This is a genomic window from Seonamhaeicola sp. ABD4_175, assembly GCF_056160885.1.
Window position 1 is genome coordinate 256,289 of record NZ_JBSWYC010000002.1, and the last position, 21,842, is coordinate 278,130.

Annotated in this window: 21 protein-coding genes; 11 read left to right on the top strand and 10 right to left on the bottom strand. The window is 30.5% G+C overall.

What is annotated here, in order from left to right:
- Positions 1-10: 10 nt before the first annotated feature.
- On the bottom strand, positions 11-2,863 hold the full coding sequence (gene carB, locus ACXAG4_RS07445; RefSeq protein ID WP_475295457.1) for a carbamoyl-phosphate synthase large subunit: 2,853 nt from the start codon (positions 2,861-2,863) through the stop codon (positions 11-13).
- Positions 2,864-2,976: 113 nt separating this feature from the next.
- On the bottom strand, positions 2,977-3,138 hold the full coding sequence (rpmH, locus tag ACXAG4_RS07450; RefSeq protein ID WP_129761309.1) for a 50S ribosomal protein L34: 162 nt from the start codon (positions 3,136-3,138) through the stop codon (positions 2,977-2,979).
- Between the two features lie 207 nt (positions 3,139-3,345).
- Here rpmH and ACXAG4_RS07455 point away from each other — a divergent pair, with 207 nt between their 5' ends.
- Together ACXAG4_RS07455 and ACXAG4_RS07460 are read left to right on the top strand one after the other, a co-directional pair.
- The gene (locus ACXAG4_RS07455) at positions 3,346-3,924 is read left to right on the top strand and encodes a tetratricopeptide repeat protein (RefSeq protein WP_475295458.1); all 579 of its coding nucleotides are present in this window, start codon (positions 3,346-3,348) and stop codon (positions 3,922-3,924) included.
- Positions 3,925-4,096: 172 nt separating this feature from the next.
- The gene (locus tag ACXAG4_RS07460; protein WP_475295459.1) at positions 4,097-5,230 is read left to right on the top strand and encodes a PepSY-associated TM helix domain-containing protein; all 1,134 of its coding nucleotides are present in this window, start codon (positions 4,097-4,099) and stop codon (positions 5,228-5,230) included.
- Here ACXAG4_RS07460 and cls read toward each other — a convergent pair.
- From cls to ACXAG4_RS07475, 3 genes are read right to left on the bottom strand one after another with little or no spacing between them, the layout of a single operon-like run.
- Entirely contained in the window at positions 5,227-6,678 is a 1,452-nt protein-coding gene (gene cls, locus ACXAG4_RS07465; protein ID WP_475295460.1) for a cardiolipin synthase, read from the bottom strand. The genes ACXAG4_RS07460 and cls overlap by 4 nt on opposite strands.
- Before the next feature lies 1 nt (position 6,679).
- Entirely contained in the window at positions 6,680-7,600 is a 921-nt protein-coding gene (locus ACXAG4_RS07470) for a lytic transglycosylase domain-containing protein (protein ID WP_475295927.1), read from the bottom strand.
- A gap of 36 nt (positions 7,601-7,636) precedes the next feature.
- Positions 7,637-8,302 (bottom strand): alpha/beta hydrolase, encoded by a 666-nt coding sequence (locus tag ACXAG4_RS07475; protein WP_475295461.1) that lies wholly within the window; start codon positions 8,300-8,302, stop codon positions 7,637-7,639.
- Positions 8,303-8,424: 122 nt separating this feature from the next.
- Here ACXAG4_RS07475 and ACXAG4_RS07480 point away from each other — a divergent pair, with 122 nt between their 5' ends.
- Entirely contained in the window at positions 8,425-8,721 is a 297-nt protein-coding gene (locus ACXAG4_RS07480) for an N-acetyltransferase (protein WP_475295462.1), read from the top strand.
- A 61-nt stretch (positions 8,722-8,782) separates the two neighbouring features.
- Here the strand turns inward: ACXAG4_RS07480 and ACXAG4_RS07485 are convergent, their stop codons facing one another.
- On the bottom strand, positions 8,783-9,172 hold the full coding sequence (locus ACXAG4_RS07485) for a hypothetical protein (RefSeq protein ID WP_475295463.1): 390 nt from the start codon (positions 9,170-9,172) through the stop codon (positions 8,783-8,785).
- Between the two features lie 99 nt (positions 9,173-9,271).
- Entirely contained in the window at positions 9,272-10,594 is a 1,323-nt protein-coding gene (mtaB, locus tag ACXAG4_RS07490; protein ID WP_475295464.1) for a tRNA (N(6)-L-threonylcarbamoyladenosine(37)-C(2))-methylthiotransferase MtaB, read from the bottom strand.
- 86 nt (positions 10,595-10,680) lie between these two features.
- Between mtaB and ACXAG4_RS07495 the strand changes: the two genes are divergently transcribed.
- Positions 10,681-12,309 carry an ABC transporter substrate-binding protein gene (locus tag ACXAG4_RS07495; RefSeq protein WP_475295465.1) on the top strand — a complete coding sequence of 543 codons (1,629 nt, stop codon included), beginning with the start codon at positions 10,681-10,683 and terminating at the stop codon, positions 12,307-12,309.
- On the opposite strand, the gene ACXAG4_RS07500 is transcribed toward ACXAG4_RS07495, so the two are convergent.
- The 3 genes from ACXAG4_RS07500 to ACXAG4_RS07510 all read right to left on the bottom strand — a co-directional run bounded on the left by ACXAG4_RS07500 (position 12,306) and on the right by ACXAG4_RS07510 (position 14,710).
- Positions 12,306-13,025 (bottom strand): lysoplasmalogenase family protein, encoded by a 720-nt coding sequence (locus ACXAG4_RS07500; protein ID WP_475295466.1) that lies wholly within the window; start codon positions 13,023-13,025, stop codon positions 12,306-12,308. The genes ACXAG4_RS07495 and ACXAG4_RS07500 overlap by 4 nt on opposite strands.
- Positions 13,026-13,149: 124 nt before the next feature.
- A complete protein-coding gene (locus ACXAG4_RS07505) occupies positions 13,150-14,325 on the bottom strand; it encodes a GlmU family protein (protein ID WP_475295467.1) in 1,176 nt (391 codons plus the stop codon).
- Positions 14,326-14,458: 133 nt separating this feature from the next.
- Positions 14,459-14,710: a type B 50S ribosomal protein L31 gene (locus tag ACXAG4_RS07510; RefSeq protein ID WP_147135912.1), complete on the bottom strand. Its 252-nt coding sequence runs from the start codon at positions 14,708-14,710 to the stop codon at positions 14,459-14,461.
- A gap of 161 nt (positions 14,711-14,871) precedes the next feature.
- Between ACXAG4_RS07510 and ACXAG4_RS07515 the strand changes: the two genes are divergently transcribed.
- From ACXAG4_RS07515 to ACXAG4_RS07545, 7 genes are all read left to right on the top strand, one after another.
- Positions 14,872-15,405, top strand: a complete 534-nt coding sequence (locus ACXAG4_RS07515; RefSeq protein ID WP_475295468.1) for a DUF4199 domain-containing protein — start codon at positions 14,872-14,874, stop codon at positions 15,403-15,405.
- A gap of 43 nt (positions 15,406-15,448) precedes the next feature.
- A complete protein-coding gene (locus ACXAG4_RS07520) occupies positions 15,449-16,396 on the top strand; it encodes a glycosyltransferase family 2 protein (protein WP_475295469.1) in 948 nt (315 codons plus the stop codon).
- A 70-nt stretch (positions 16,397-16,466) separates the two neighbouring features.
- A complete protein-coding gene (locus ACXAG4_RS07525; RefSeq protein WP_475295470.1) occupies positions 16,467-18,197 on the top strand; it encodes a phospho-sugar mutase in 1,731 nt (576 codons plus the stop codon).
- A complete protein-coding gene (locus tag ACXAG4_RS07530) occupies positions 18,197-20,020 on the top strand; it encodes an ABC transporter ATP-binding protein (RefSeq protein ID WP_475295471.1) in 1,824 nt (607 codons plus the stop codon). The genes ACXAG4_RS07525 and ACXAG4_RS07530 overlap by 1 nt, the downstream gene beginning before the upstream one ends.
- Positions 20,021-20,311: 291 nt before the next feature.
- Positions 20,312-20,854, top strand: a complete 543-nt coding sequence (locus ACXAG4_RS07535) for an RNA polymerase sigma factor (protein WP_475295472.1) — start codon at positions 20,312-20,314, stop codon at positions 20,852-20,854.
- 33 nt (positions 20,855-20,887) lie between these two features.
- Positions 20,888-21,382 (top strand): hypothetical protein, encoded by a 495-nt coding sequence (locus ACXAG4_RS07540; RefSeq protein WP_475295473.1) that lies wholly within the window; start codon positions 20,888-20,890, stop codon positions 21,380-21,382.
- Positions 21,383-21,392: 10 nt separating this feature from the next.
- Entirely contained in the window at positions 21,393-21,836 is a 444-nt protein-coding gene (locus tag ACXAG4_RS07545) for a sensor of ECF-type sigma factor (RefSeq protein ID WP_475295474.1), read from the top strand.
- The last annotated feature ends 6 nt before the right edge of the window (positions 21,837-21,842 follow it).

Here is a 21,842-nt window from a genome sequence, read left to right on the forward strand (position 1 = left end):
CGTTTTGTTATTACTTACTTAAGTACATTTTTCGTCTTGAATATAAATCGTAAAACGCATCATCTTTTAAGCTATCAATAAATAATATGCTTTCACCTGTACTTTTCATTTCAGGGCCTAAAGTTTTATCAACATTAGGGAACTTATTAAATGAGAAAACTGGTTGCTTTATAGCATAACCTTCTAATTGAGGATTAAACGTAAAGTCTTTTACTTTCTTTTCTCCTAGCATCAATTTAGTGGCATAGTTTACATAAGGCTCTCCGTATGCTTTGGCTATAAATGGTACTGTTCTAGAAGCTCTAGGGTTTGCTTCAATAATATAAACTTTATCATCTTTAATTGCAAACTGTATGTTTATTAAACCTACTGTATTTAGTGCTAATGCAATTTTTTTAGTATGATCTTTTATTTGTTGCATTACATATTCACCAAGGTTAAATGGTGGCAATGTAGAATTACTATCACCTGAATGCACTCCACAAGGTTCAATATGTTCCATTATACCAATAATATAAACATCTTCTCCATCACAAATTGCATCTGCTTCAGCTTCTATTGCTCCTTCTAAATAATGATCTAATAACAACTTATTATTAGGAATTTTATTTAAAAGACTTACCACGTGCTCTTCTAATTCTTTTTCATTAATTACAATTTTCATGCCCTGACCGCCTAAAACGTAAGATGGTCTAACAAGAATTGGGAAATCTAATTCTTTAGCAACGGCTAAGGCTTCATCGGCAGTTTCTGCCGTATCAAATTGCGGGTAAGGAATATTATTCTCTTTTAATAATGTAGAGAAACTTCCTCTATCTTCGGCTAAATCTAAAGCTTTATAACTTGTACCTATTATTTTAATACCGTAACGATCTAATTTCTCAGCGAGTTTTAAAGCTGTTTGCCCACCTAACTGTACAATTACACCTTCTGGTTTTTCATGCTTAATTATATCATAAATATGTTCCCAGAAAACAGGTTCAAAATATAACTTATCGGCTGTATCAAAATCGGTTGAAACTGTTTCTGGGTTACAGTTAATCATAATAGTTTCATAACCACATTCTGCTGCAGCTAAAACCCCATGTACACAACAATAATCAAACTCAATACCTTGCCCAATACGGTTTGGTCCTGAGCCTAAAACAATTATTTTCTTTTTATCTGTTACAACACTTTCGTTATGTGAAAAACGCTCGCCATTAGCTGTTTGCATATCACTTTCAAATGTTGAATAGTAATATGGTGTTTTGGCTTCAAACTCTGCCGCACAAGTATCAACAAGTTTGTAAACTCTGTTTATATTTAACGCTTCACGCTTGCTATAAACTTCGCTTTCTAAACACCCAAGCATATGGGCTATTTGCCTATCTCCGTAACCTTTTTGCTTCGCTTCTAATAAAAGTGGTTTTTCAATGGTGTTAATATTGAAGGTTGAAATTTCTTTTTCTAAGAAATACAATTCTTCATATTGTTTTAAGAACCACATGTCAATTCTGGTAATTTCGTGAATTCTACTTAACGGAATACCCATTTTAATGGCATCGTAAATGATAAAAACACGATCCCAAGAGGCATGTGTTAATTTTTCAATTATTTGTTCGTAATTGGTATTTTCTTTACCATCGGCACCTAAACCATTACGTTTAATTTCTAAAGATTGCGTTGCTTTATGAAGCGCTTCTTGAAAAGAACGCCCAATACCCATAACTTCACCTACGGCTTTCATTTGAAGTCCTAATGTACGGTCTGATCCTTCAAACTTATCAAAATTCCAACGTGGTATTTTCACAATTACATAATCTAAAGTAGGCTCGAATAATGCAGAAGTTGATTTTGTAATTTGGTTACTTAATTCATCTAAACTATACCCTAGCGCTAATTTAGCCGCAATTTTTGCAATTGGATAACCGGTTGCTTTACTTGCTAAGGCTGATGAACGTGATACACGCGGATTAATTTCAATAGCAATAATATCTTCGTTTTCATCTGGTGAAACTGCAAATTGTACGTTACAACCACCTGCAAAATCGCCAATACTACGCATCATATGTATAGCCATATCGCGCATTTTTTGGTAGGTTCTATCGCTTAAAGTCATGGCTGGTGCTACTGTTATAGAATCACCTGTATGAATACCCATTGGGTCCATGTTTTCAATAGAACAAATAATAACTACGTTACCATTTGAATCTCTTAGCAACTCAAGCTCGTATTCTTTCCAGCCTAATAAGGCTTTATCAATCATTACTTCATGAATTGGCGAAATTTCTAAGCCATTACGTAGTAATTTATCAAAGTCTTTTTCTTCATAAACTATAGCTGCACCTGCGCCACCTAATGTAAATGATGAGCGTATACATAAAGGAAACCCAAATTCTTGCGCTATTTCTTTTCCTTTTAAAAATGATGTTGCTGTAGCTTGTGGTGCCATTGGAATTCCAATTTTACCCATAAGCTCTCTAAACTGTTCTCTGTCTTCTGTTATATTAATAGCATCAATATTAACACCTATTAATTCTACACCAAAGTCTTCCCAAATACCTTTTTCATCGGCTTCAATGGCAAGGTTTAATGCAGTTTGCCCACCCATAGTTGGCAAAACGGCATCAATTTGTGGGTGTTCTTTTAGAATCTTAATTATAGATTTGGTGTTAAGCGGCAACAAATACACATGATCTGCCATTGAAGGATCTGTCATTATTGTTGCTGGGTTTGAATTAATTAAAATGGTTTCAATACCGTCTTCTCTTAAAGACCTTAATGCCTGTGAACCAGAATAATCAAACTCACACGCTTGCCCAATAATAATAGGACCCGAACCAATAATTAGAATAGATTTTAAATTTGGATTTTTTGGCATTTTTATAAAGTATTCTTGTTAAAAAAAGTTAGTTACAAAATTAGTAATTAGAAAACATAAAAAAAGGCGTTACACTTAAGCAACACCTTTAATTTATAAACAATTGTTAATCATTATTTTTTATGTCTAGACTCAGATGAAACAGACAATTTCTTTCTACCCTTAGCTCTTCTACGGGCAAGTACTTTTCTACCATTAGCAGTAGCCATTCTTTCTCTGAAACCGTGTTTGTTTCTTCTCTTTCTTTTTGATGGTTGAAACGTTCTTTTACTCATTGTCTTATATCTTTAAATATCTGAAATGTAATTTTAATATATGGCTTTGACCTTTCCGCAAAACCGAGTGCAAATATACAACAGTTTTTTATTTCACAAACTTATTTTAATAATATTTTTTATAGAAAATTTTAGTTTCTTTGCATTTTAAAACAAAACCCTAGTAAATATGGGCAAATATACCCATAATAAATATTTAAAATAAATATGTACAACAAAATTATAAAGCTAATTATAGCAGCAGGAATTATAGCTTACGCCATTTATCAATTTATTGAAGGTTATATAGGTAACGGTATAGCACTTATATTACTATCGGGTATTTTTATTTTTCTGTACTTTAAAAATGAATTTATTTTACTTTCTTTTTTAAGATTGCGTAAGCAAGATTTTGATGGCGCAAAAAAATGGCTTGATAAAATTAAAAATCCAGAAGCCGCTTTAGTAAAAAAACAACAAGGCTACTATAATTATTTACATGGTTTAATGACTATGCAAGATAATATGAACGACTCTGAAAAATATTTTAAAAAAGCAGTGTCTTTAGGCCTATCTATGAAGCATGATTTAGCCATGGCTAAATTAAACCTTGCTGGTATTGCTTTTTCTAAACGTAGAAAACAAGAAGCACAAAAATTATTAAGTGAAGCTCAAACACTTGATAAACACGGTATGTTAACAGATCAAATTAAAATGATGAAACAAAACATGAAACGTGCCGTTGGCCCTAACCAACATTATGGTGCGGGCGGATCTTTAAGATCACAAAAAAGACGTAGCAGATAATACCTCATTACATAACAACATTAAAAGTGAAGCTTTAAGCTTTGCTTTTTTTTTGGTTTAAACTTGAACTTTAATTAGTAAAAATATATTTATTTATAATTAGTCTAAATAAATTTTGTGAATTTATTTTTTAAAATTAGATTTGCCAACAAATAAAAGCACACTAATACATATGAAAAAAAACACCTATACTTTTAGAAAACTAATAAATGATATACACCTTTGGTTGGGTATTGGTAGTGGCATTATTATATTTTTAGTTTGCTTTAGCGGTACTATTTTAGCTTTTGAACACGAAATAAAACATTTGTTTTCTAATGAAATTGAAATTAATGAAACCGAAAACAAAAAAACTGTAACAGAACTAATTAACATTGTAAAAAATAGTAATAACGGTTTTGTAACAGGCTTGAGTATACCCAACAACACTCATGAAGCATATACATTTACAGTAAAAAAAAGCATGAAAGAAAGACGCGGTAGCTCTATGCTAGTAAACCCCTACTCTGGCGAGCTACAAACGGTTGAAAAAACAAGCGCCGACGCCTTTTTATTTAGCATGTTTAAGCTACACCGATGGTTGTTATTAGACTCAAAAATAGGAAGACCCATTGTAGGTATTGCTACCATAATATTTTTAATACTATCTATTTCTGGTATTATTTTATGGTTTCCAAGGAAATTAAAATGGAAAAACTTTAAACCCGGATTTAAAATTAAAACCAATGCAAATTGGAAACGCATTAACCACGATTTGCATAACACATTAGGTTTTTACGCTTGCATTTTTATTGTTATAATGGGAATTACTGGTTTATGCTGGTCTTTTGAAGGTTACCGTAACGGTTTAGGCAATTTAATTGGCACTAAAATTTTTAATAGATCTACACTCAAAATAGAGTTAAACAATACAACTAAAAACATTATTTCTGTTGATAAAGCCATAAACATTGCCAATAAAACACTTAACTATAACGGAAAGCTTAGTGTTTCATTTCCAAACAAGAAAAATAATTATTATGCATTTAGAAAAACTAATGCTAATAATTGGTCTCCTGTAACAACCGATAAGGTTTACATAGACCAATCTGGAAATGTTTTAGCTGTTGATATTTTTAAAAACAAACCGTTAAATGTAAAAATAGCATCACTAATCAAACCTATTCATACAGGTGAAATTTTTGGAACAACTACAAAAATAATATACTTTTTAGCCTGCTTAATTGGAACAAGTTTACCCGTTACGGGCACAATTATTTGGATAAATAAACTTAACAAAAAGAAAAAGAAGAAAAAAACTAATTAAATTAAGGGCGACCATAGCCTGCAATACGATTCTTTTAATTTCTCAAATTTAGAACGATTTGAATGTGCTTTGTAATCTACCTGGTTGCTATGTTTTAAATCTTCTAAAAAGTGTGCTTTTAGTTCTTTACTTTTTTCAATATTATAAATAAGAGAATTTATTTCGAAATTAATATTGAAACTTCTGTAATCCATATTTGATGTGCCTACCATAGCAAAAATATCATCAATAACAATAGTTTTAGCATGCACAAAACCTTTATGATACTTAAAAACTTTTACATTGGCTTTTAACAAAGCTTCTAAAAATGAATTCGAGGCATGCTTAACCACCCAAGAATCTGACTTTTCTGGAATTATTAACCGCACATCAACACCACTTTTAGCCGCTATTTGTATGGCAGCAATCATTTCGTCATTAGGCACAAAATAAGGTGTTGTAATGTACACATATTGTTTAGCTGTAATTATGGCAGTAATTGCTAATTCCATAATATTTGCCCAGTCTGTATCTGGGCCACTACCTGCAATTTGTAATGCTATTTTGGTGTTTAATGCTTTTGTTTCAGGAAAAAAAGGTTTGTAATGTGTTATAATTTCGTTTGAAACAAATTTCCAAGTAGATAAAAAATGTATTTGTAGTGATTTTACAGCATCACCAATAATTCTTAAATGGGTATCGCGCCAAAATTTATTGCCGTTATTTATGTATTCATCGCCTACATTAATACCACCAACATAACCTATTTCACCATCAATAATGGCTATTTTTCTATGATTTCTGTAATTCATTTTACCTGTTAACGCAGAAAATAAAACAGGCATAAAAGGAAAATGATTAACACCAGCATTTGTTAACTGTTGCTTCATTTTTTTTGAAATTTTGCTCCCTACATCATCATAACTTAATCTTACAGTGGTTCCTGTTTTTGCTTTTTCACATAATAAATTAAGCAATTCACTACCAATAGCATCATCTTTAACAATATAATATTCTAGATGTACATGATCTTTTGCTTGCTTAATATCGTTTAATAACTTTTTAAACTTATCATTACCATTTCTTAAAATTTCAACATCATTATTTAGGGTTAAAAGTTCATTTTCATTGTTATGCAACAGCTTTACTAATTTAACTTTTTCATCTAAATAATTTTCAATTTCATTAAATTGATTTCGGCTTAATTCTAATTCTTTATTAACTGTTTTTATTACATTTTTATTTACTATTCCTTTTTTGCTGAAAATTTTGTTTTTTCGGTATTCTTGTCCAAATAAATAGTAAACAATAAGTCCTAAAAACGGAAAAAACACTAAAACTACAATGTAGGATAGTGTTTTTGTTGGGTTTAAATTTTTAAGTATAATTGTTATTACTGCCGATGCTGCAATTACATAATTAACAATAATTAGAATACTCCACCAATTGTGTTTTAGGTATTCTAACATATTATTGGTAGTAGCCTTCTTTAGGAATATCTATGTGATAAAGTTTTCTAGATTTATTATTTAAATGCTTTTCGCGAAGCCAAGGGTTGTGCAACTTTAAAATTTTATAGTTTATACCAAATTTTTCGGCAAACTTTGAAAAATCTGTTACAGCAGTATCAACTTCTACTTTATAAGTTGGAATATTAGTGTATAAATCTTTTTCTCTAAAATTAAAACCGTATTTACCTGGGTTTGATAAAATTTCTTTTAAGGCTACTATTCTAAATAAATATCGGCCGGTTTCTTCTCCAAGTAATAAATCATAATAATCTGTAACATTTTGTTCTCTTAATCTTCGAGAAACACCTGCGGTACCAGCGTTGTATGCAGCTGCAGCTAGTGTCCATGAGCCTAAATTTTCTTTAGCTCTAATTAAATATTTACAAGCTACTTTGGTTGCTTTTTCTAAATGGTATCGTTCATCAACATTGGTGTTAACTTCTAAACCATTTTCTCTACCGGTAGCTTTCATAATTTGCCAAACACCTCTTGCGCCTGCTGGTGACACGGCGTTTGTTAATCCGCTTTCAATAACGGCTAAATATTTAAAATCATCTGGCACGCCATGTTTAGCTAAAATAGGTTCAATTATTGGAAAGTATTTTTTAGCACGTTTAAACATTAATAACCCGTTAGATTGCCAATAGGTGTTAACTAAAAGCTCTCTATCCATACGTTCTAAAATATCTGGATTGCTTAAAGGCATTTGTTCACCTGCAAAATTTAAGTTTTCAGGCACTTGTAATGCATAAACATTATAGTCGTTTATTAATTTTTTTTCAAAATTTTCATCGGTAGGTGCGTCTTGTAGGGCATAAATAAATATAAAACATAAACTTAACAATCCTACACACGCTAAAATGCGTTCTGCTGTCTTCATCATTTAAAAGTTTTGCTTAAAATTACTAAAAAAGCATTAATCTTTTAAAATAATATTGGGTAAATGTGTGTTAAACCATCGGTATTTATTTATAATCATAATATGCGTTCCTTTGGGTATTGTAATACAATGGTTTATGCTTTTAATAGGAAAAACGGCATCATTATCTCCATGAATATGAATTATATTTTCTTGAGGTTTTTCTTGGTTCCAACTTACCATTTCTTTTATTGCCCAATCTAAATATGTATTATCACTAACCGCTAAGTATTTTTTGTACAGTTTTAAACGTTTAGTAAAGCCTTTGCCAAAAGCGTATTTTTCTAAAATATCAATTTTACTTGCTAAATGTGTTGGTAGCAGCTTGTAAACACCTGTGGTTTTGGCTAATTGCATGTGTATTGGTATTTCTTGCCTACTTTTAACACTAGAAACTATAATTACTTTTTTTACCTTAATGTGTTTGCTCATTTCTTGCACAAGCACACCACCAAAGGAAACACCTAATAAAACTGGGTTTTGGTGTTCTATTTTTTTTGTCATTCTTAAAGCATAACTACCTAAGGATTCATCAGTTAAGGGTATTTCCCATTCTAAATAATGCAATTTAAAAGTATCTTGGGGCAAATCTATATATTCAAAAATTAACGAACTAGCGGCCATACCCGGCATTAAGTATATGTGTATTAACTCTTGACTCATAGGCTATTAACTTTACTAAATATTTAATATATGGTTTTTTTTTCGTACTTTTGCACTTTAAAGTAAACGTAGTAAATCGTTTACGTATTTTATTCCTCGCTTAAATTAAAACAAATATACAAATGGTTGATGCTGCTGAATTAATAGACAATGATTTTTTACGCCAATTTGAATTAAAAGTTGATGACAAGTTAGCTAAAATTGAATATTCTTTACAAGAGCGTAAAATATTTTTAACAAAACTTATTATTCCTGAAACAATTAGTGATGACGATTTTAAAAAAGAGTTTTTAGAAGCTGTTTTTGAGTTAATTCAGGAAAGAAACTTAAGCATTGTACCAACAAGTCCGGAAATTGCAAAATTTGTGAGAAGTAACCGAAAATACAAGCGTATGTTACCTGTTGGTGTTAGAATTTAAGTTTCATTTAAAAAAAATTAAAACCGCTACATTGAGTATTCACTTAATTTTAGCGGTTTTTTTAATTATTTTCTAAAAGCGAATAATCATTTGAAATTTTATTCAATATGATATTAGTTTGATTATTAGCCACTAATTGGTTTTGTGTGTTTACAGTATATACTTCAGTTTCTCCGCTTGCTAATACAATTTCAATAACACCATTAGTATTTTTCCAGCTTTTATTGTCTTGAAAGTTTGAAATAATATGTCCTTCAGCATCTTCAACAACATTTATTTTTGCCGATGCACCATGTGTTCCAAAAATTAATTTTAAGGTGTGTGTACTTTGGTTTATGGTTGATATATTTTGCCAAGTACCATAGATAGTAGTGTTTTCATCTACATTATCTTTTGAACACGATAATGTTAAAAAAAAACCAATTAATACTATTTTAGACCAATATGTCATTTTTTTTTTGAAACTTAATATTTTCAATTCAAATGTAACATTAAGCATGTAATGAAAACAAACAAATCTGTTTAAGCGTTATAAATTTAAGTTTAAAATTTAGGCTAATACTTTAGTAAAATTAAAACGCACCAAACCATCTGCATCTATTTCGGTTAACTCAACTTGATGCAACGTATTAACCAAAGCAGGATTCCACGGTGTTTTTACCTTCACGTAATTTTCTGTAAAGCCATGAATATAACCTTCTTTATTTTCGCTTTCAAAAAGCACTGTTCTTGTAGTTCCTATTTGGCTTTCGTAAAAGGCACGACGTTTTTTAACTGATAAGCCACGTAGCATTTTACTGCGTTTACTGCGTATGTTTTTTGGCACTACACCGCCCATAGCTGCTGCTTCAGTATTATCTCGTTCAGAATACGTAAACACATGTAAATATGAAATATCTAATTCATTTAAAAAGTTATATGTTTCTAAAAAATGAGCATCAGTTTCACCAGGAAAACCAACAATAACATCAACACCAATACAGGCATGTGGCATAACTTCTTTTATTTTAGCTACCCTATCAACATACAATTCACGCATGTAACGGCGCTTCATTTTTTTTAAAATTTCATTATTTCCACTTTGTAAAGGCACATGAAAATGTGGTACAAATGCTCTAGATTTTGAAACCAAATCTATAGTTTCATTTTTAAGCAAATTAGGTTCAATAGATGAAATACGTAAACGCTCAATACCTTCAACTTTATCAAGCTCTGTAACTAAATCTAGAAATGTATGCTCATGTTTTTTATTGCCAAATTCACCTTTACCATAATCGCCTATATTAACACCCGTTAAAACAATTTCTTTAATGTTTTTAGCAGAAATTTCTCGGGCGTTTTTTAGCACATTTTCCATGGTATCACTTCGTGAAATACCACGTGCTAAAGGAATTGTACAGTAGGTACATTTATAATCGCAGCCATCTTGCACCTTTAAAAAAGCACGCGTTCTATCTCCAATAGAGTATGAGCCCACGTAAAAATCGGCTTCTTCAATTTCGCAAGAGTGTACTTCGCCAAAATCGTTTTTACTTAGATCGTTCAGATAATCTGTAATTTTAAATTTCTCGGTAGCACCAAGCACCAAATCTACGCCATTTACATCGGCTAACTCTTGTGGTTTTAATTGGGCATAACAGCCAAGAGCGGCTATAAATGCTTTTTCATTAGTTTTTTGTGCTTGCTTTACAATGGTTTTAAAGCGTTTATCGGCATTTTCAGTAACAGAACATGTGTTAATTACATAAATATCTGCTTTTTCAGAAAAATCTACCCTTTCAAAACCTTCATTATTAAAATTTCTTGCAATGGTTGATGTTTCAGAAAAATTAAGCTTACAGCCTAATGTGTAAAATGCCACTTTTTTGTTCATTATATTTGTGCCCTTAACTTGTATCAGGTTCTATTTAAAATTATCTTTACAACTAAAAGATTGCAAATTTACAACTAATAAGTTATATGATAAAACCTATAACAAACCAATTAACAAACTATTTTTCAATTAGTTGTATTATTATTTTTTTATTTTCTTGTACTAATAATGAAAAAACAAACAAAGATCATCTTGTTTTTAGGTACAATGAATATGCTAATATTAACACGCTAGACCCTGCTTTTTCTAGAACGCTACAAGATAACTCTATAAACAATCAGTTGTACAATGGCTTGGTTCAGCTAGATGATGAACTTAATATAAAACCTTGTATTGCAAAAAGTTGGACCATTTCTAAAAATGCAAAAACCTATACGTTCTATTTAAGAAACGATGTTTATTTTCATAAACATTTGCTATTTGGTAAAGATTCAACCAGGACCGTAAAAGCTTCAGATTTTGAATACAGCTTAAACCGCCTAAGAGATGAAAAAATAGCGGCTCCCGGCAGTTGGGTATTAAATAAAGTAGATAATTTTAAAGCCATAAACGACACCGTTTTTCAAATACAACTAAAACAACCTTTTCCTGCATTTATTGGTTTGCTTACCATGAAATACTGCTCTGTAGTGCCAAAAGAAATTGTTGAACATTATGGCAACAATTTTAGAGCAAACCCCATTGGCACAGGCCCTTTTAAATTTAAACGTTGGGAAGAAAACATAAAATTGGTGCTACGAAAAAACAATTTATATTTTGAAAAAGATAGTCTTGGAAATAAATTACCCTATTTAGAAGCTGTTGCGCTTACGTTTTTACCCGATAAGCAAAGCGAATTTTTACAATTTGCGCAAGGTAATATAGATTTTATATCGGGTTTAGATGCATCATACAAAGATGAGCTTTTAACCAGCAATGGTACTTTAAGAACAAAATATGAAACAACGGTGAATATGATTCGTGGCCCGTATTTAAACACAGAATACTTGGGTTTTTATTTAGATTCTGAAACACCTGAAATTCAATCTAAACTCATAAGAAAGGCCATTAATTATGGTTTTGACAGAAAAAAAATGATGCTTTACTTAAACAACGGTGTTGGAAACCCTGCGAATGGTGGTTTTATTCCTTTAGGTTTAGCTGGCCACAGTAAACAATCTGGTTATAACTACAACCCTAAAAAAGCCAAACAATTAATTACACAGTTTAAAAACGAAACAGGTATTGAAAACCCTGAAATTACATTAGTAACAACAAGTAATTATTTAAGCTTTTGTGAATTTATTCAACGCGAACTTGAAAAAGCTGGTTTAAAAATTAATGTTGATGTTATGCCCGAAGCCGCATTACGTAGTGCACGCTCAAACGGTAAAGTAGATATGTTTAGAAGCTCATGGATTGCCGATTATTTAGATGCCGAAAACTACCTATCTATTTTCTACAGCAAAAATTTTGCGCCTAACGGTTCAAATTATTTTCACTTTAAAAACAAAACTATTGATAGCCTATACAACAAAGCCTTTACAATAAGTAATATTAGTGAGCGTAAACATATTTACAAAACTATAGATTCTATTGCTATGGATAATGCTATTATGGTGCCGCTATATTATGATGAAGTCATACGTTTTACAAGAAAAAATGTTGACGGCTTAGGCATTAACCCCATTAACATGATAGATTTACGGTTTGTAAAAAAAGCCGTAAGCAATTAAAATTTACTTTCAAAAAGTGGTTTTACATATTGTTTTTTACCTTCTTCAACAAAACCTGTAATAATTAATAATTGTGAAATACCATAAAACAGCATCATAAGCAATGGGTTAAAAGGAATAATTACTGACGAAAAAGAAGATAAAGATATAAGACTATCTGATACAATAGAAGCCAGTACACCATATAAAACCCACAAATAACTAGACCTGTTAACGGCATTTTTTCTTAATAGCGTAAATAAAAATACATTTACTCCTACAAACAAATAAGTCATGGCTAAATAAAACCATTGGTCATTAAAGTTACTGTACATTAATGAAAAAATAAGCACCATGTAAAGAAACAAAATTGATAAATAAGGTAAAATTTTAGAAAACCTAAAGTCGGTATTTGTAATTAACCTTAATATATAGCATATTTTGGCTAGTGTAAAACATATTACCGCTGCATCGTATAAATGTGGTATTTTATAAAATAACATTAAAATATCTCCAGCCCAAAAAAATAATAACGCTATTGTAACATATATAAAATGACGTTTTTTTTGGTACTGGGTATTGTTATAGCAATAAAAGAATAATGTGAGAATTAATCCCGATTTGGTTATAACCCTTAACAATGAAGTTTCTTCAATAGATTTTATAATAATATCTATTAAAAGTATACTACAAAATATTATAAAAACACGTTTTCTGTTTTTAAAGAGAGACAGCATTAATTAGTTTTTGTATAGTTTACTAAAATAAATAATATTATAAATTATAAAAAGCAAAACTAAAACTATTCGTTTAAATACATACAAATCAATGGTTAACAACTAAGAAACATGTTATTTAGTGTTATGTTCTACGGTATTTTTTAGTTTCTTCAAAAACATGTTCTAGTATTTTTTTATCTAATTCTGTAAAGTCTATTTTACGTCTTGCCATAACTACTTTAGCAACTTCAAAAGCTTTTTTGGTTAAATAGGTTGTAAAACCACTACTTCCACCCCAACTAAAACTTGGCACAAAATTTCTAGGGAAACCGCTACCAAAAATATTAGCACTAACACCAACTACAGTACCTGTGTTAAACATGGTGTTAATACCACATTTACTATGGTCTCCCATCATTAAACCACAAAATTGTAAGCCTGTTTTTGCAAAACCTTCTGTTTTATAATCCCATAGTCTAACTTCGGCGTAATTATTTTTAAGGTTAGAGTTATTGGTATCTGCACCTAAATTACACCATTCACCCAAAACAGAGTTTCCTAAAAACCCATCATGCCCCTTGTTTGAATATCCAAAAATAACGGAATTATTAACTTCACCACCTACTTTACTATGTGGTCCAACCGTAGTTGGTCCATAAATTTTTGTTGCTAATTTTAATGTAGCATTTTCGCATAAAGCTAATGGCCCACGTACTACTGTTCCTTCCATAATTTCGGCATTTTTACCTATGTATATTGGGCCAGAACTAGCGTTTAGGGTCGCAAAATTTAATTTTGCTCCTTTTTCAATAAAAATATTTTCGGCATTTAGTGTATTAACAGTGGCAGGAATTGGCTGCGATTTTCTATTCTTTGTAATAAGATTAAAATCTTCTTGTGTTGCTTCTCCATTTTTTGAAAAAATATCCCAAGTATTTTCAATTTTCAAGCAATCATCTTCAAACTCAATGGCTTCAAATGTTTTAAAATCTATATTTTCTTGAGCTTCTTTTGTATAAAATGCAATTACATCTTCATCTTTAAAAATAGCCTGATTTTCTTGTAAGTTTAACACCATTTCAACCAACTCTAAATTTGGTAAATAGGATGCATTAATCATTATATTTTCATCCATTTCTACCATTGGATATTTTTCAGACAAATAATCTTCAGTAACTGTTGTTGTGGTAGTATTTAAAAACGTTTCCCATTTTTCTCTAATGGTTAAAATACCAACTCTAATATCGGCTACAGGGCGCGTGTAGGTAAATGGTAGTAAATTATTTCTAAAAGGCCCATCAAAAAGAATATAGTTCATTTTTTTAGTTTGAAGTTTAATTTTAAACGTTTTGCTTTAACAACGTTTTCAATATCAAATGTAATTTAAAAGTATAAAACAAAAAAGCCTTTCTTATTCAGAAAGGCTCACAAATATTATTATATAGTTAAGTTTATTTTTTAAACTTAGCGTATTTAGTTTTAAATTTATCAATACGTCCTGCTGTATCTACTAATTTAGATTTACCAGTGTAGTAAGGATGCGATGTTCTTGAAATTTCCATTTTTATTAGTGGATACTCAACACCATCAACCTCTAGAGTTTCATTAGTATCAGCAGTAGATTTTGTTAAAAAAACATCATCATTAGACATATCTTTAAACGCTACTATTCTATAATTTTCTGGATGTATACCTTTTTTCATCGCTTTAAACTTTTAAAGTCCTTAATTTTTCGAGGTGCAAATTTAATCATTTTTTATAATTGAACAACACTTTTTTTAAATTTTATTTAAACTTTTTTTGTAACTATTCATTACTTTTATGCACTAACGCTTTAAATCAACTTTAAAATTACAAAAATATAATGGAAAAATCATTTAAATCTGTAGCGGTAAATTTTGGGCTTTATTTGGGTATTGCTTTAACAATGCTTACTCTTGGCGCCTACATAATTAACGTTGAGCTGTTTTTAAACACACTATTTGGTGTATCATTTTACATCATTGCCATTGCTTTAGCCATTGTTGCTATTATTAACGTAAAAAAACTTTTAAACGGTTTTATTAGTTTTAAAGAAGCTTTTACAACGTATTTTATAACAATACTAATAGGTTTTGGCATTGTTACCTTAGTATCATTTATACTATTTAATTTTGTTGATGTTGAAGCTGCTGCTTTATTAAAAGAAAAATCGCTTGAAAAAATTGCGCGTGTTTATAAAAGTATGAATTTTGCCCCTGAGAAAATTGCAGAAATGGTTGAGAAAATAGAATCAGACAACATGTTTTCTTTAAAAAACTCAATAATATCATTATTTGTAAATTACTTACTACCTTTAAGTATTATTGGGCTGCTAGTTGCTGCAGTTATGAAAAAAAATAATCCAGAGGCCAGATAATTTCACTATTTTTGAGGCTATCTTAAGTTTTCAAATTTTTTAAATGAATATATCTGTAGTTATACCACTACTTAACGAACAAGAATCTTTAAAAGAATTACATGATTGGATTGCGCAAATTATGCAATCCAATCGTTTTTCATATGAAATCATTTTTATTGATGATGGTAGCACAGACAATTCTTGGCAAGTAATTAAAAGTTTATCTTTAGAAAACACCAATGTTAAAGGTATTAGGTTTTTAAAAAACTTTGGAAAATCACAGGCATTACACGCTGGTTTTGAAAAAAGCCAAGGCGATGTTGTGATAACCATGGATGCCGATTTGCAAGATAGCCCAGATGAAATACCCGGACTTTACAACATGATTATTAATGATGGATATGATTTAGTATCTGGCTGGAAAAAGAAACGTTTTGATTCTATTTTAGCAAAAAATCTACCATCAAAACTATTTAATTGGGCTGCCAGAAAAACATCGGGTGTAAAACTAAACGATTTTAACTGCGGCCTTAAAGCCTACAAACAAACTGTTGTAAAAAATATTGATGTTAACGGCGAAATGCATCGCTATATACCCGTACTATCAAAAAACGCTGGTTTTGCCAACATAGGTGAAAAAATAGTAATTCACCAAGCTAGAAAATATGGCGAAACCAAATTTGGCATGAACCGTTTTATAAATGGCTTTTTAGATTTAATAACCATTTGGTTTATTTCAAGGTTTGGCAAACAACCCATGCATTTATTTGGCGCCTTAGGTGTTATTATGTTTATAATTGGCTTAGGTTTTTCAATGTATTTGGGTATAGATAAATTGTTTTTAAACCCCACAGGCCGTTTAATAACAGATCGTCCGCAATTTTATATAGCCCTTTCAACCATGATAATTGGTACTCAATTTTTTGTTGCTGGCTTTTTAGGCGAAATTGTACTACGCTCAACCCAAGACAAAAAACGCTACTTAATAAAAGACAAACTAAATTTATAACAACCTTGCATTTATAGCCGTATTTTTTAATCATTTAACTATTTTTGTACCATAAAAATTTATCCACGCCATGATTCAAATTGAACCAAAAATTTTAGACAGAATAAACACTTGGTTAACATCAACTTTTGATGAAGAAACCCAACAATTTATTAAAGATAGTATTGCGAACAACCCTAAAGATATTCAAGAAAGCTTTTACAAAGATTTAGAATTTGGTACCGGTGGCATGCGTGGTGTTATGGGCATTGGCACAAATAGAATAAACAAATACACCTTAGGCAAAAGCACACAGGGTTTAAGTAATTATTTAAAAGAATCTTTTCCTGGTGAAAACATAAAAACTGTTATTGCTTATGATTGTAGAAATAACAGCAAAACATTAGCTAAAGTTGTAGCCGATGTATTTTCGGCAAATGGCATTGAAGTATATTTATTTGAAGATTTACGCCCTACCCCAGAACTTTCATTTGCTGTAAAACACTTAAACTGCCATTGTGGTATTGTTTTAACAGCGTCTCACAATCCGCCAGAATATAACGGATATAAAGTGTACTGGCAAGATGGTGGGCAATTAGTACCACCACAAGATGGCGCTGTAATAAATGAAATAAATGCTTTAAAATACGAAGACATAAAATTTGAAGCCAATGAAAACCTCATTAATTATATAGGTAAAGATATTGATGACGTATTTATTGATGCTTCAGTAAAAAACGGTAGTTTAAACCTAACACAGCAAGCAAAAGATAACTTAAGCATTGTTTTCACATCACTTCACGGTACATCAATTACCGCTGTTCCTGAAACTTTAAAACGTGCTGGTTATAAAAATGTACATATTGTTGAAGAACAAAGAGAACCTAACGGAAACTTTCCAACGGTAAAATCGCCAAACCCAGAAGAACCTGCTGCTTTAAAAATGGCTTTAGAATTAGCCAATAAAGTAAATGCAGATATTGTAATTGGTACAGACCCAGATTGTGACAGGCTTGGTGTAGCCGTAAGAAATACCGATAATGAATTGGTGCTTTTAAACGGAAACCAAACTATGGTAATGATGACCGATTTCCTTTTAAAACTCTGGAAAAACGAAAACAAAATTAAAGGCAACGAGTTTATTGCAACCACCATTGTATCTACCCCAATGCTTTCAACAATTGCCAAAAGCTATAACGTTGAAAACAAAATAGTTTTAACGGGCTTTAAATGGATTGCTAAACTTATAAAAGATTTCCCTGAGTTAGATTTTATTGGCGGTGGCGAAGAAAGTTTTGGCTTTATGGTGGGTGATTTTGTGCGCGATAAAGATGCCGTAACCTCTACCCTTTTAGCTGTTGAAATTGCAGCACACGCTAAAGCAAATGGCAGCTCATTTTTTGAAGATTTATTAAAACTTTATGTAGAACACGGTTTTTACAAAGAAAAACTAGTATCATTAACCAAAAAAGGTATTGAAGGCGCTGAAGAAATTAAACAAATGATGGTTGATGCCAGAAACAACCCCTTAAAAGAAATAAACGGCGAAAAAGTAGTGCTTATTGAAGATTACCAAACATCAAAAGCAAAACACACGCTAACTGGTGAAGAAACAGATATTGACGTACCAAAATCTAACGTATTAATTTACTACACAGAAAATGGTACACAAATAGCATTAAGACCAAGTGGTACAGAGCCTAAAATTAAATTTTATGTAAGTGCCAACACCTCTCTAAAATCTATTTCAGAATTTAAGAATATTGAAAATACTTTAGACGATAAATTAGATGCTATTTTAAAAGACATGAAGCTTATTTAATGCACTATTTTAAACAGATAATTGCTTTTGCTAAGCCCTACAAGGCTTATGCAATACTAAACATAATATCTAACATATTCTACGCCCTTTTTGGCACTTTAGCAATGGTTTCGTTATTTCCAATGCTAAATGTTTTATTTGACAAAACAAAGCGGTTAGAAACTAAACCTATTTGGAGTGGCATTGCAAATGCTAAAGAATATGCAGAGAGTTACTTAAATTATTTTGTTACTCAAAAAGCAAATCAAGGTAATGATGATGTTTTAATTTTTATGGTAATACTAGTAATTAGTATGTTTTTACTAAAAAACATTTTTAATTACTTAGCCATGTATTTTATTACATTTTTACGCAATGGCGTTTTAAAAGATTTAAGAAACGCACTTTATAATAAAATAATTAACCTTCCTCTTTCATATTTTTCCGAAAAGAGAAAAGGTGATACAATGGCAAGAATTTCTAATGACGTTCAAGAAATTCAGCATTCTTTTTTATCAATTTTAGAACTTATTGTTAGAGAACCACTAATGATAATTTTCACCATTATCACTATGTTTATAATTAGTGCAAAACTCACACTATTTGTATTTATATTCATTCCTGTTTCTGGTTTTTTAATTTCATTAGTTGGTAAAAGTTTAAAAAGAAAATCAGACAAGGTTCAAAAAGAACAAGGTAAATTCTTATCTATTATTGAAGAAACACTAGGCGGTTTAAAAGTTATAAAAGGCTTTAATGCAGAAGAACAATTTAGTAACAGTTTTAAAAACTCTACTACCAGGTTTTTCAATTTTTCAAACAAGCTATTAAATCGTCAAAATTTAGCGTCGCCAACAAGCGAATTTTTAGGTATTTCCGTAATATCTGTATTACTTTGGTACGGTGGCCAAATGGTTTTAATAGATAAAACTTTAGATGCTGGTCTATTTATAGTTTATATGGGGTTGGCCTATAATATTTTAACACCTGCAAAAGCTATAAGTAAGGCAAGCTATAGTGTTAAAAAAGGAAATGCCGCAGCAGAACGTGTACTTGATGTTTTAAACACAAAATCACCTTTAGAAGACAAACCTAAAACTACTAAAAAAGATAATTTTCAAAATACTATTAGCTTCAAAAATATATCTTTTAAATACGAAGACGAATACGTTTTAAAAGACTTTTCATTATCTATTGAAAAGGGTAAAACTGTTGCGTTAGTTGGGCAATCTGGTAGCGGAAAAAGTACCATTGCAAATTTGGTTACTAGATTTTATGATGTTAATAAAGGTAGCATAAGTATTGATGGTGTTGATATTAAAGACATGCCAAAAAAATCATTACGCAGCTTAATTGGTTTGGTAACACAAGAATCTATTTTATTTAATGACACCATTAAAAACAACCTCTTAATAGGCAAAAAAACCGCTACTGATGCTGAGATTATTGAGGCCTTAAAAGTGGCAAACGCCTGGGAATTTGTTAGCGAGTTACCCAATGGCATTGAAACCAATATTGGCGACTCTGGCAACAAGCTTTCTGGCGGGCAAAAACAACGTTTAAGCATAGCACGAGCCGTTTTAAAAAGTCCTCCAATAATGGTTTTAGATGAAGCAACATCTGCCTTAGATACCGAAAGCGAACGCTTAGTGCAAGTAGCCTTAGAAAACATGATGAAAAACAGAACATCAATTGTAATAGCACATAGGCTTTCTACCATTCAAAACGCCGATGAAATTATAGTGCTTAAAAAAGGTAAAATTGTTGAACAAGGCAAACACAATGAACTCATTGAAAAAAATGGCACCTACAAAAACCTTGTTGAAATGCAAAGTTTAGCTTAAATACAAAATACATAAAAAGTAAAAAGGATAGACATTTGGGGCATCTATCCTTTTTTTAGTTAGTTGATAGACATTTGGGGCATCTATCAACACAAGTAGGTTCTGGTACAAACATATTACAAAAAGAAATATTTCACAAGAAAAAAATGCATTTAATCGACTTTAAATGTATTTAATCGATTAAAATTATTATAAATAATTGAATATCAATAAATTAATTTTGTTTAAAATTTTTCTACAAAACAATTAAACTTTTGTAATTTTAAAACGTCTTATAACTAAACTTTGCTGGTGATAAACGAAGACGAATTAATACAACAACTAAAATCTAACACGCACAAAGAACAAGCTTTTAAAGCACTTGTAACGCTTTACAAAGAACGTTTGTATTGGCATATTAGAAACATTGTGAAGCTTCATGATGATGCTGATGATGCTTTACAAAACACCTTTATAAAAGTGTATAAAAACATACATAATTTTAAAGGTGACAGCAAACTATACTCATGGTTGTATAGAATAGCAACCAATGAATCTATAACTTTGTTAAATAAAAAAGCCAAACAACATCAAATTACTAGTGAAGAAATACAACAATTAGCTATAAATAATTTAACATCCGATGTGTATTTTGAAGGTGATACCATTCAATTAAAATTACAAGAAGCTATTGCCAAATTACCTAGTAAACAACAAATGGTTTTCAATATGAAATATTTTCAAGATTTAAAATATAAAGAAATAGCCGAAATTTTAGAAACTAGTGAAGGCGCCCTAAAAGCATCATACCATATAGCCGTTAAAAAAATAGAAAGCTATTTAACTAACAATTAAACCTTTAAAAAAAATAATAGTCTTAGTATTAAGATGAAAAAAGATAAATTACATAATATTAAAAATACGGGTTTTAAAACACCAAAAAACTACTTTAATAGTTTTGATGATAACGTAATTAACAACATCAAACTTAAAGCGCAAGTAGAAAATACAGGCTTTAAAACACCAAATAATTATTTTAATAAGCTAGAAGATGACATAATTAACAACGTTTCAGCCTCAAAAAAACAACCTAAAGTTATTAAGCTGTTCAGCAAAAAACAATTAATATATATTTCTGGCGTTGCTGCAGCCATTGTTTTATTGTTCACTTTAAATATTAAAACTACTGAAAAAACTACAGATTTAGATTATACTACAGTTGAAAACTATATTATTGAAGAAGATATAAGCTCTTATGAAATAGCTGCTTTATTAGATGATACAGATTTAAACGAAACAAATTTTATTGAGTATAACACCATTGAAGAAGATGCTGTTGAAGATTACATTTTAAATAATTTAAATGTTGAAGATTTATATTAAAAAAACTACTATGAAAAAATACATAATAACCATAATAATTTACTTAGTTACAATAACAATAAGCGCGCAGCATAACCGCGAAAAAATACAATCATTAAAAGTAGCGTTTATTACAGAGCAGTTAGATTTAACTAAAAAAGAAGCTCAAAATTTTTGGCCAGTTTACAATGCTTTTGATAAAAAAAGTGCCACTATTAAATATCATGAAATGCGCACACTAAGGCAAGAAATTAAAGAGAACGTAAACACGCTTACAGATGAAAAAGCTTTAGAGCTAATGACTAAAATAGAAAGTATTGAATCTAGATTATGTACACTTAGAATCAATTTTTCTGAAAAAATAAAAACCATTTTACCACCAAAAAAAGTTATAAAACTTAAGGTGGCCGAAGAAGATTTTAAACGAAAAATGCTAGACCGCTACAGAAAACATAGAGGCCCAGATAAACGATAAAACTAA